Origin of the sequence: Paenibacillus sp. RU5M (genome assembly GCF_900221055.1) — a bacterium.
In the GTDB taxonomy this organism is placed as follows: domain Bacteria; phylum Bacillota; class Bacilli; order Paenibacillales; family Paenibacillaceae; genus Paenibacillus; species Paenibacillus marchantiae.
Window position 1 is genome coordinate 101,061 of the sequence record NZ_OBQM01000003.1, and the last position, 11,929, is coordinate 112,989.

The 11,929-nt window shown below is 41.2% G+C and carries 12 protein-coding genes and 1 pseudogene; 9 read left to right on the forward strand and 4 right to left on the reverse strand.

Features of this window, described 5'->3' with window-relative positions:
• Nucleotides 1-21: 21 nt before the first annotated feature.
• Complete coding sequence (locus tag CRO25_RS11100; protein WP_079695008.1) at nt 22-1,593, reverse strand: stalk domain-containing protein; 1,572 nt, start codon at nt 1,591-1,593, stop codon at nt 22-24.
• A 199-nt stretch (nt 1,594-1,792) separates the two neighbouring features.
• Between CRO25_RS11100 and CRO25_RS11105 the strand changes: the two genes are divergently transcribed.
• Entirely contained in the window at nt 1,793-2,263 is a 471-nt protein-coding gene (locus CRO25_RS11105; RefSeq protein ID WP_079695009.1) for a DUF4362 domain-containing protein, read from the forward strand.
• A 128-nt stretch (nt 2,264-2,391) separates the two neighbouring features.
• On the opposite strand, the gene CRO25_RS11110 is transcribed toward CRO25_RS11105, so the two are convergent.
• A complete protein-coding gene (locus CRO25_RS11110) occupies nt 2,392-2,778 on the reverse strand; it encodes a VOC family protein (protein WP_079695010.1) in 387 nt (128 codons plus the stop codon).
• 447 nt (nt 2,779-3,225) lie between these two features.
• On the opposite strand from CRO25_RS11110, the gene CRO25_RS11115 reads away from it, so the two are divergent.
• The 8 genes and pseudogenes from CRO25_RS11115 to CRO25_RS11150 all read left to right on the forward strand — a co-directional run bounded on the left by CRO25_RS11115 (nt 3,226) and on the right by CRO25_RS11150 (nt 9,920).
• On the forward strand, nt 3,226-4,365 hold the full coding sequence (locus CRO25_RS11115; RefSeq protein WP_179132141.1) for a WXG100 family type VII secretion target: 1,140 nt from the start codon (nt 3,226-3,228) through the stop codon (nt 4,363-4,365).
• A gap of 18 nt (nt 4,366-4,383) precedes the next feature.
• Nucleotides 4,384-4,629 carry a hypothetical protein gene (locus CRO25_RS11120; protein ID WP_063565997.1) on the forward strand — a complete coding sequence of 82 codons (246 nt, stop codon included), beginning with the start codon at nt 4,384-4,386 and terminating at the stop codon, nt 4,627-4,629.
• A 672-nt stretch (nt 4,630-5,301) separates the two neighbouring features.
• Nucleotides 5,302-6,073: pseudogene (locus CRO25_RS11125) on the forward strand (IS1595 family transposase); the annotation flags it as partial.
• Nucleotides 6,074-6,150: 77 nt separating this feature from the next.
• Nucleotides 6,151-7,065, forward strand: a complete 915-nt coding sequence (locus CRO25_RS11130) for a phosphotransferase (protein ID WP_079695012.1) — start codon at nt 6,151-6,153, stop codon at nt 7,063-7,065.
• A 362-nt stretch (nt 7,066-7,427) separates the two neighbouring features.
• Nucleotides 7,428-7,898 (forward strand): hypothetical protein, encoded by a 471-nt coding sequence (locus CRO25_RS11135; RefSeq protein WP_079695013.1) that lies wholly within the window; start codon nt 7,428-7,430, stop codon nt 7,896-7,898.
• 24 nt (nt 7,899-7,922) lie between these two features.
• Nucleotides 7,923-8,354 (forward strand): hypothetical protein, encoded by a 432-nt coding sequence (locus CRO25_RS11140; protein WP_072735082.1) that lies wholly within the window; start codon nt 7,923-7,925, stop codon nt 8,352-8,354.
• 313 nt (nt 8,355-8,667) lie between these two features.
• Entirely contained in the window at nt 8,668-9,156 is a 489-nt protein-coding gene (locus CRO25_RS11145; protein ID WP_072735083.1) for a hypothetical protein, read from the forward strand.
• A 101-nt stretch (nt 9,157-9,257) separates the two neighbouring features.
• The gene (locus CRO25_RS11150) at nt 9,258-9,920 is read left to right on the forward strand and encodes a hypothetical protein (RefSeq protein ID WP_079695014.1); all 663 of its coding nucleotides are present in this window, start codon (nt 9,258-9,260) and stop codon (nt 9,918-9,920) included.
• 65 nt (nt 9,921-9,985) lie between these two features.
• On the opposite strand, the gene CRO25_RS11155 is transcribed toward CRO25_RS11150, so the two are convergent.
• Nucleotides 9,986-10,681: an ABC transporter ATP-binding protein gene (locus tag CRO25_RS11155; protein WP_079695375.1), complete on the reverse strand. Its 696-nt coding sequence runs from the start codon at nt 10,679-10,681 to the stop codon at nt 9,986-9,988.
• Entirely contained in the window at nt 10,681-11,928 is a 1,248-nt protein-coding gene (locus tag CRO25_RS11160; protein WP_079695015.1) for an ABC transporter permease, read from the reverse strand. Before CRO25_RS11160 ends, CRO25_RS11155 begins: the two co-directional genes overlap by 1 nt.
• Nucleotide 11,929: the final 1 nt, after the last annotated feature.

The window sequence follows — 11,929 nt, forward strand, 5'->3', positions numbered from 1 at the left end:
TTTGTATGTTAAACGATTCGTTTAGCTTCCTGAATCTTTCTTATCAGCATCGTCAATGGTCAGCATCGCTTTCTCTGAATCCCAGGACAGGTTCAATCCCAAACCACGCAATACCTCAAAAGGTACTGTAGTTGCTCCCGAGTAGTTATTTATGGGTTCAGGTATCTGCATGACTCGCTCCTCAGATGCATCTGAGGAAGTTATAACATACTGTGTCTCGTTAGGTCGGATTGTGATTGTCCGATTGTCATAATTCAACGTATAGTGGTTCGGGCTACCTTTCACCTGATGAATCTCAAATTTTGCTCCAAGTGCTGTGGCGATGGCTTTAATTGGCAGTTGCACAGTCTTAGGCGTTTCAACAGCGGCATACATTGACTGGAATAGCTCACCGTTCAGATATACATCTGTGCCAATTTTGGCTTGAACGGGTTTGTAGACCATTCCTCCAGATGACGTTGCAGGTGCACCCGCTTCCTCGTATTTATCACTTCCCCAGCCCCAGACGGTTCCATCCGAGGATAGGGCAAGACTGTGGTAATATCCTGCTGAAATATCGGTAATACCGGATAAATGGTTTACTTTTCCTTCTTTGCCGTTCACGCTTCTTCCGTAGCTGTACACCTCACCGGATGTCGTGAGTAATAACATATATTGCGTATTTCCATCCATCTTCTTCACCTTGAAGTCGTAATGAAAGGCGAATGTTTTCCCTGTCTCGTCCACACCCCAGACTTTCCCGTTCTTATCCAGTGCAAGCAGGGACGTATTTGTTCTTGTGATCGAAGATATGTTGGTCAGACCTTTTATCTTGGTAGGTTTGGACAGGACTTTATCGGGTTCTTCGGGCTCGTTCCACGTCCATACGGAGCCATCTTTCTTCAAAGCATATCCATGCAGACCTGCGGATCCAACCTGAATAACATCTTTTAGTCCGCTAATCGCATGTGGTTTACGTATGAGATCATCTGAATTGATTCCTTGAGCATTAGGGCGCTGCCATGACCAGACTGTCCCGTTCTGGAGAAGGGCGACATTGAAAGAACCAGTCACTACATCCTTCGCAGAGTTGATGCTTTCGACTTTGCTTGGTAGTTTGCCAGCACCCCACTCCCAGACCGTTCCATCTGCCTGAACGGCTGCGTTGATTCCACCACCGGCGGCTGAAATAGCTATTACATTAGATAGTTCCGGTACGCGGATGGGACTAAATGTATGACGATATCGAATGTTCTCGCTCACACCCAGCTCTCCAAACAGATTGCGGCCCCAGGTCCAGACCGAACCATCACTTCTCAAGGCGACTGTGTAATAATAAGCCCCCTCTACAGCGGTATAGTGGAGTTTCTTCTCTGTGTTTGCTGCATTCGATTGAACAGAAGTGTTACTGGTGGAATGCTGTACGTTAGTGGCTGCATGAGTAATTGGCTCAGCTGTCAGTTCCAACAACAAGCTGGACGCAACTAATGCTGTAGCCATTGCAGTGGCGAATCGTCGGGACGATTTACTTTTACTATTAGGTCTATGATTCAAGCGTGAAGTGGAGCGTGGTTTTTCTTTTGCTATGTCATCGGATGGGTTAATCGAACGCATGGGTATCGCCTCTTTTTCAGATGAGATGGACGTGAATGATGCATTGTTATATAGACACTTTATGGAGGGATGAAGTTACATACAAATGATAAAAATTCCTTTATATTGAAGATCCGTGCTGAGTGTGTTTACGTTATTTCTAACAGCACATAGGTAACATGTACGGAGAATTTAGCGTCTTAATTCATGAGGTGATTGGATGAAAAGAGTACTGCTCACGCTTTTGTTAGCGTTAATGATGTTAACAGCCTGTGAGGCAAATGATCCGACAGTGGGTTCTCCAGTAATCATGAATTCATTTCCGGAGATTATTGAGCCCCATAACCCTGAGCAAGCGGAGCAAAGTGGGGATGTCGTTGTGCTTCTGGAAGGCATGCGGAACAAGGATAAGTGGAAAACATTTGTGAAGAATGTGAAGAACAAACAGCAGGATCAGGTTCGTGTGACGAAGTATACCATTGAAGGTGGGCCCATCATCTATGAATTGATTTACGATGGTTCAGCCATTCAATCGACTTATGATGACTCAAGGGATCTCTATGGCTCCAAACAGGGGATTACGACCAACACCTGCGAAGGGATCGGTACGATGAAGAGTGAGCAAGGACGTGTTTTTAACGTGTTAACCGGTTGTGAGAAGGAAGGCAGTACCTTTTCTATTCCCAAGTGATGAGAGCGGTATCTAACCGTAAATAGTTGAGCTATGTAATTATTCATGCTATAAATCAAAAAAGATCCTGCGAAGCCGAGGCTTTTCAGGATCTTTTTGCTGCCATATGGAGAGTGAGAGCTGATGGTTTATGCATACAAAGCATTGGATAGTTCGATCAGATTACCGTCAGGATCACGTATATACACCGAACAGATTGGCCCCAGTGCACCTGTTCTCTTGACTGGTCCTTCTTCGATCTTCGTGTTCTGTCGTGTTAAATGCGCAATGACTTCCTCCAGCGGTGTGCTGACCAGAAAACAAAGATCTGCTGAACCCGGTGTGGGGATATGAGCTTTGGGTTCAAACTCTTTGCCACGTTCATGCAGATTGATTTTTTGCTGTCCAAACTGTAATGCTTTTCGGCCTTGGCCGAATTCGACTACCTGCATACCTAAAACATTCGTATAAAATGCAATCGTTGCTTCCAGATTTTCCACGGTTAACACGAGATGATCAAGTCGTTCTATTTTCATGGATAAGCCTCCTTTAAAATGGATTATTAGCTCCTGTGAGACGAGGGTTGTTATAATAGTATGTCATTTATTATACCTTAGAGATTAGTGTGATAATCGGTTAAATCAACGCCGAGCCTTCGGACATATTAGTGGAAAAGTAGAATATGAAGGGGAGAGCGTGCAAGATTAGACCGATAATCACAGCGACGATGATACTCTTTTTGTTCAATTTACAGGCTTCTTTCGGAAAATAGAGTCTAGCAATATGGGGATATAACCTATATATTAACCAATTGATCGAATTTTGGAGGAGAATGCACGAATGCGCAATATATCTGCCTAAGGATCTTTACCAACTTCCAGTTAGACTATGTGAAAATGAATCCTCCGTTTGATTCCAATCCCCATTCTAAATTGTTAAAATTTAGGTACATATACTACGGTCAGGTTGGCGGTGAAGATAGAATGCAGCGTATTCAGGTACATCCCGATGTATTAGAGGAAAAAGCCCGGCTCGTCCAGCAGAAGAAGCTGGAACTGGAGCGAATGGTACGTGAACTGGAAAAGTCAATTTACCTGTTGCAGTCCGAATGGTCTGGTGTCACTGGAGAGCGGTTCTTCTGGGATTTTATGCAGGTGAAAGAAGTTTTTCCTGCTACACTGGGTCTTTTGGATAAAATTCAGAATGAATTTATTTTTATAGCGAAGAATTTCAGAACAGCCGATGGTTCGGGTGAGGTTGCTCTATATATACCTGAAGAACTGAAACGAAATTTCGGTGTTGGACTGCTGGACAAGTCGGTGGGAGAAACAGTAACCGGAATGGGACAGACGGCGGAGGCGCTCTTTTATGATCCATTCGGCACGGTCGCTAGTGTGGCCTATGGGCTGACTTTGGGTAAGGTGGTCGATGTTGGGCGAGGCATTAAGTTTGCTTGGGATGCAGCCTGGGGAAACGGAACAGCCAGGGATGATGTAAGCCAATTTGTGGATGAGCAGAAGAAACAGGTGAATGAGAGTGGGGCCGGGTATTATAGTGGTTCTGTGATGGGTCAGGTATTGGCCTATGCCTTTGTTGGCAAGGCGCTTCGTACTGTTGAAAATAAGCATAGCGATCTGGGAGGATCAGGTGGGGGTAAGCTGCATACTAATGGAACTCCAAGTCCTACACATAACGCTAATGGAGATAGAATTGATAATGCTGAGGTTTCAAAAGTAAAAGAGCCTTCTTCAGTCTCTGAGTTTATGAGGCAGGAGGATTTAGCATTTGATATGTATGGGGCATTCAAAAAACTGAAAAATGATACAAGCGATATTGCTAGAAATACAGGGTGGAAGGAATCTGATATTCAACAAATTAAGGATCATTTATTTTTCGAAAAGCATAAATTTGATAGTGGAGAAATCAAGTCTTTTGACCCGAATTATCAGCAGGCTTTAGCTTGGGAGCGATTAATGAAAGGAAGCTATAATAAAAATGACATCTTATTACTCAATCATGAATTATTTGAATCCAATTATATAAAAAAATATGGAGTAACCTACGAAAAAGCACACTCTGAATCACAAAAACATTATAATTGGTCAGATAGCGTATATGAATAATATTAGGGAGGTAGAACATTGGCTACTTATGTTCTGTTAGTTAAAGAAGAAGAGACAAGGGATTTTGTAGTATATAAATTTGGCCCGGATGAAAATTCATTAGGGAAAATTAAGTTAAGTAAGTCGGATGGGGAATGTGAAGAAATCGAAAAGGTTCCGGGTTCAACCACAAATTTCTATTTCTTACGCGCAGCTTCAAAATTAATTAGAATCTTAAAAGAGAATGATGGTATTTTCCCAGATAGAACATCCTACGCCTCTTAAGGGTCTAAGTTCATTTACACTTCAAACAGCATGTTTTTACAATTTACCAACAATCGTGTACTCTAAAAAATCCAAACTTTTTGATTAGAGAAATTTAAAAGCTTATTCCAACTTTTTCGAAGGAGGAATAAGCCTTTTTTATAGAAAAGAGGAGTGTCCTGCCATTCATAGGCAATAAAGAGCGCTCTTTTTTATATACAAACAACTAATGCATATAAAATGATATCACTTACATATCCACAACCATCCTAACTCTCGCGAGGTATATAGGAACAGCTTATCAACACAATCACCAGACAGGAGATTTGGCGCCGAACCCGGATTAGAGCAGATTCGAACGTGTAATGAGATTATTGCTACTCTAAAAGGCACGCTTGAGGAAGAAGAGTACAACGAATTGCAACTGGATGAGCAGGGGAATTACTGACCCATGTGTATTCCAAGTTGAACAGTATTCGTGTGGTCTGGGATACCAAATAGTAACGGTACCACAACAGGTAATTGATTCCGTAAATGAAGCTTTTTAATAATGGCTATTTTAAACTTTTTTTTGTTAATATTTTATAATTACGAACAAGAGTTCTATAATAAGGGCAATATAACTGTTCGGAGATGATTTGCCCATGGATTTAAAGGAACTGAAAAAGCTTGCTGATACGTTGGACGATAATGGTAAGCGAGAACCCTCTGCAACGAACGAGGCGACCTCATATGTGGGTTCGTTTTATTGAATGCATGATTGAGGGCTTTTCTCTGAGAAAATGTGTGGAGCAGTTAAACGATGAAGTCACGCATGTCACCTTGTTTTACTGGCGGCATAAAGATTCTTTCCGCTCTGAAGCAGATTCCAACCGAAGCATTTCAAGATATTGTTGAAATGGACGAGACCTACTTTCTTTACTCGGAAAAGGGCAAGCGAAATATTGCCGAACGCAAGCCACGTAAACGTGGCGGCAAAGCGAAATATCGTGGTATAAGCCACGATCAAGTGTGCGTGCTGGTTGCCCGTGACCGTCAGAAAATGACTTACTCTGGCGTACTTGGGCGTGGACGTACTCGGACTACAAAATTAGACGAAGTGATTGGTGGTCATCTATCTGACTCAAACGTGTTATGCACTGATTCATGGAGGGCATTTAGCTCCTATGCGAATTCAAAAGGCATGACTCATTACCAATTCAAGTCGGACGGAAAACAACGTGTGAAAGGCGTGTACCATATCCAAAACGTAAACAGCTACCACAGCCGATTGAAGAAATGGATGGATTGCTTCAATGGTGTTGCAACAAAGTATTTGCAGAATTACTTGGCGTGGTTTCGTTACTTAGACAGCAAGGAATATGAGAATACCGCATCGAATAAGAAAAATATGTTGGTCAAATCGTGCCTGTTTACTGTGACCGACACGAACACCAAACTTCGGCTTTCTGCTTATTCTTGTTAAGCTAACGGGCAGTTATACGTAACTTTCAGGGAATGTAAACATCTAAATAACGTAAGGAACGAGGAGGCAGACAATTCATGGGAGGAACTAATGTATGGGATGCGGAATGGGAGGTTAACGAAGAGAAGGCGCGGACGCTGATCGGCAGACAATTCCCTCAGCTGTCATCGAAGCAAGTGAAGCGATTGGGCTGGGGCTGGGACAATACGGTTTTTCTCATCGGTGACGAGTACGTGTTCCGGTTTCCAAGAAGAACGATTGCAGTTGGCTCGATTCGTATGGAAGGGAAGCTGCTGCCCAAGCTGGAGGCATATATGACCATGCCCTATCCGAAACCGTTGTTTTATGGCGAAGCAAGTGACGAATACCCGGCACCATTTCTTGGCTATGCCTACGTGCCAGGAGATTTCCCAATCGGTTTGACGGAAGAACGCCGGGCTTTATCGGCAGAGACGCTGGCGAAATTTTTGCGAAGATTGCATGAGTTTCCGGTGCAGGCGGCGCTGAAGTGTGGAGTTCAGCAAGATCATCGAAACTTGACGGACATAGCATCGCGCAAAGTGAAATTGGAGGGCTTTCTATCGAAGGTTGTTGAACACTTGTCGCCGGAGGAGTCCGGTGTGATCGAAGCGTATATTAGCAGGCTGCAAAAGGACCGTGTCGAGGCGGTGAATGCACTGCTACATGGCGATCTTCATTTCAAAAATATGCTTGTGAATGAGAACGGGATCGTTTCCGGCATCATTGATTGGGGCGATCTGAGCGTAGGTCATCCGGCTTGCGATTTGAGCGTTGCTTATAGCTTTTTACCACCTTACGCTCGCGGCGTGTTTTTCGAAACGTACGGAGGAGCGGACGAGGAAACGAAGCTGCTGGCGCGGCTGATCGCGGTATACATCCCCATACTGATCTTAATGCAAGCGGTCGATGACGGGAATGAAGCGATTGCGGCAGAGGCGAAATCCAACATCATGCGGGCACTGTCGGATTAGGCTCATTATTTCGTTGCGGCTATGGGGCTATGGCTATCCGCACCATTTTTGGTTTAAAGTCCGCGATAAGGTTCGATCCGCCTTCTCTGATGCCGCTTTATGTTGAGGAACACGAAATTCAACAGAGTAAGTCGTTGCGCTAACGGGACACGATAGCAATAAACCGCCTTTTCAACGATGGCGGTTTTCTTATGGTCAAATATCAATATTAGAATTTAACATAGCCTTAATAATAAAGTAAATATAAAAAAACAATAAATATATAGGGAAAACAAGCACAGGAATGGAAATAGAGCTTATTTTAAGAAATGATAAGATAATCTCAGCATACCCAATATACTGAATTGGAGGGTAAATTAGTGATGATAAAATATAAATATAAATTAAAATATATGGATGAATTTAATATGGTTGTATTGGATTTTGACGAGGAAAAATCACTAGAGTTCGCTAGTATGATAAGTGATCCCTTAGGATCTGATATAACTTGGAGATTTAAAGATTTGAAAAAAGATATTGAGAATTATTTTGATTTATTAAGGGGAGGAATCCCCGAATATAGACATGGAGGAAATGCATCCAGCGTCATATCACATAAAGATTACACAATAATTGAAGATCCATTTTATGATGAGGAAGAAGATGAAATTGAACCGATTTGTAAGTTAGAGACAGTTGAATTCGTAAAAATAATATTACTATGGGCTTACGAAACTTACAAATTTAAAAGTAAAAAGGGAGTGATTGCTTTAAAGGAGGCAGAAATGGTTATGAAATGGGTTGAACAAAAGATGTTAGAAGTTGAGAGTATAGAAAATGAATCTATACAATAGCTGATATAAAGCTCATCCCTGATCATGCCGACTTATCTTTTATCGAGTGCTGCTCGGAACATATGTAGAAAAGAGAAACTTTTCTTTGATAAGGATGAAGAAACTTACAATAGCGAAGGTGCATTAAAATATACTCGACTATATATAAGTGACACGCCATTCAAGGAGAATTACTCAAGGACGCTTAGCTTTAGTGTATATGATGAACCTTATGAATTTCAAACCGTTACTTATGACTGGGATGATACGCAAAATGAATATTTTAAAGCAGTAGTATCTGATGATTTTGATGATAATGAGGATTTATTATTTAAATTCCTTTTTGCTTTTCTGAGCGAATTCCCCGATGCAAGAGTATGGATTGAGAAAGATTGGTTTTACAATTTGAAAAATATGAAAAAGATAAAGGCATCCTACAATAATAATTGGTGCTATATTGATCGCAAGAACATGTAAAAAACCAACATGTCCATTAATTGAGAATGCTTACAGGCACTTCTACCAGACAAAAAGTAGAGGTGCATTTTTATGGAATTTAATAATGGATGGTGTTTTCTGGATGATACTTTGTATGGAGCTTACAGTTAATGTCTGTGGATATTAAGTCCAATTACAGTTCCTACAGAAATATACATATGGAGAAATTTGGTAGCCATGCCGTTCAGATGCAATAGAGAGGGCGCCACCCTTTTCAGGTTTTGGGCTTAGTAAGGATACTAGCAAGTACTACGATTATGAGATTGATTACTAAATGTTGAGGTGAAACAGAATGTTATTGGAAAATGCAGTATCCAAACTAAATAGTATAAATTGGGGCTCAGTAGGTACTGTTATCTCTGAGGAGGATACTAACCTCGGCTATGAATTTCTCAGAAGAATGGCTCAGTTTTTTAAAGCGGAGCAGCTGAAGCCTATGCCACCTGCATTTACAAATGTGGCGAAACTGTTAGGAGATCAAGAAGAGGAATTAGATATTTCAGCTTATTGTAGTTCAGAGGCTGTTGCTTATTTGAATCAAAACTCATATGTGAAAAGAATATTTGAATACTATTTACAGTTGGCGAAGTACGCAGAGAATAACACGGGCATTAGTCAATATCTAGACATTTATGAACCGTTAATTAAACTTTTTGAAAGGGGCGGCTCTTTTACCATCAAACCACTCTCTCTAGAAATTATACAAGTCTCACATTTCCCACTAAACAATTGGTATGAAAAATTTGTGGAGAAAGATCCGATTGATATTAATAATCTGTAGATCATTCAGGTTAGTATGTCAAATAAACGTATTAGGGAAGAGCACTTCTACACACAATCGTAGAGGTGTTCTTACTATAAAATCTAGGAGAACAAAGTGCCATGATACTAAAAAAACGACTTTTAATAATCGGATGTTGTATTGCCTTTGTGATCTTACTTGTTCTAACTTATAGCTTTTATAAAGAGAAAAGAATGTATGAACAGTATCTAACGATGAATGTCCGCCAAGATATCGTTGATATGAAGAGTGCGATCATAAATAATGATATTTTATTTAACCGAATACTTACGAATGAAATAATAACAAACGAGATGGTTGAGGATGGAGAACAAGCCAGCCAGCTCTATTACAACTTTACAGATATGACGCAGATTATAGATAAGTATAACTTGATGAATCTAAGTTTCAGCGAAGAAGCCAACTGGCTGCTACAACCCGCAGCATTATTTACAAACGACTTAGGCCAAGATGACATTTTGCCACCTACACTTCACCGCATGCGAATGACGTTCGAGAGGCTGGATATAAACAGTTATCCTGTAACAGCTGAACTTAAAGCCAGGATCGAGGAGTACCGGCAGTTAAATCATCGATGGCTGAACATTGTTGGGGACTTTGAATCCAAGGAAATTAACGAGAATGATTGGCCCCAAATCTTGAATGATCTGGAGCAAGTGACCCGAGCTTATTTTAGTGAGAAAAAGGTCAATTTCGTGGATGATGACGTTTGGAGAGACGCTTTGAATCCAAGATACGAATGATGTCCTAAACTGAACTCTAATGCTAATTATCGGAGTTACTCGGCCCATCATTTTGCAGATTCATTTTAAACTTGGTGTTGATAGTTATTCTGATCAGTAAGGACTTTTCCATCAACTAATCTAATGATGCGGTCGCATCGCTTGGCAACCTCATCATCATGCGTCACGATGATAATCGTTCTGCCTTCATGGTGTAATTGTTGCAGGAGATCCATTATTTCTTCGCCGGTTCTTCGATCCAAATTTCCAGTGGGCTCATCGGCCAAGATCAATTCAGGCTCTCCCACCAAGGCTCTGGCGATGGCCACCCTCTGTTGCTGACCCCCGGAGAGTTCATTTGCCTTTTTTAGACGATGCGATGCTAACCCGACTTTTTCAAGATAATGTGTGGCTTTGGCTACTCTGTCTTTATGTTTTCCTTTTCGAAAGGTCAGCGGCAGTATAACATTATCCTGAACTGTATAATCTTTGAGCAGGGCAAAATGTTGAAAAACAAATCCAACCATTTGATTTCTTGTCCTATGAATATGACGAGACGAGATTCGTTGCAGAGGTTGAGCGTCAAAAAGATATTCGCCTTCGGTAGGATGATCCATAAACCCCAGTATATTGAGTAAGGTACTTTTACCGGAGCCTGAGGGTCCCATGATGGCAATCAACTCTCCGCGGTGTATAGTAAGATTGATATCTTCCAGGGCAGGGGCGTCAGGGGATTGGCGACGATACGCTTTGGTGATGTTTTTTAATTGAATAAGTTCCATCATTCCATGCCTCCTATGAGCGATTTTATATCCTGTTTTCGTATATATAAATAAATGATGAAACTGGAAACGACGATAATGAAACTAAAGATGATAAAAATGATGAATAGAATGGAACCATCTAATTTGAAGTCTAACGGACTAAGCATATTTATCTCTTTGGAGATTTGGAGCAGTTCTTTATATTTCCATTGAAAATGGATTAGAGACAACCCGAAGCCAATAACCCCGATCAGGATATTTTCAATCGTAATCTGACCTAATATGCCTAAAGGACGTTCACCCAAAGCGAGTTTGATGCCAAATTCTCTTTTGCGAATCATCAGCGAGACGATCGTAGTTACCACGATTCCAGTGATTGAAAACAGGACAAAAGCCAATCCAAGTATGGTTTGAAAGGTCTCCAGATACATATTTTGTTCGATGTTTTCATGAACGGATGCACCCAAATTCTTCAGAGTCAGATTGACTTGATTTGAACTGAAGATGTTATTTAACTCATCCACATTGGCGTTAGGGTTCAACGTGAGGATGGTTGTCTGTTGTAATCTTGATGAGATGGCATCATTACTATCAAAACGATCTGTGGGCATAGGCATTATGAATGCCTTATCCAGCTTTAAGTAGACGTTGGATGTGTTGCTATACACCAAGTATTTATTAGGCAAGAAGCCGACAATTTTGTATTTATGATTGATGAGGTCGCCGAGGCTGTAATACGACTTGAAGAAGGAGCCGACCAATATGGGCATTTGCCCTTGACTATTTTTTCTGAAATCATGCGAAGTAAATCCGGTGCCAGCTGCAAATTGCCCATTAAGAAGTTCATTATATTGCTCATCAATCATGATTCCAGTAATAAAGGGCTCGTTCAGCCCCGATGTCATAGAGCTCCGGGTCAGCTGATCCATTAACCTTCGGTCAGGGTTCGAAGACGTATCCAGTAGTAAAATCTCCTCGGCGTACGTACCTAATGAAATGACGTCGGGATGCTGTTCCAATTGACTGTATACCTTGTCCACTTGTTCCTTAGATAGTATATGAGCAGAAGCACTTCCTTTTGCAGGCACAACAACATATGTGCTTTTCAAATCGAGCAGGGAGTTAAAGTTCATGTCATATAGATTTAAAAAGATATTGCTGCTTCCAGTGATGGTGGACAAACCATATGTAAACTGGATAAGTAAAAGTATGGATATCACCCATCTGTTTTTCAATGCTCTGAGCGCATCTTTGATTCTATACATG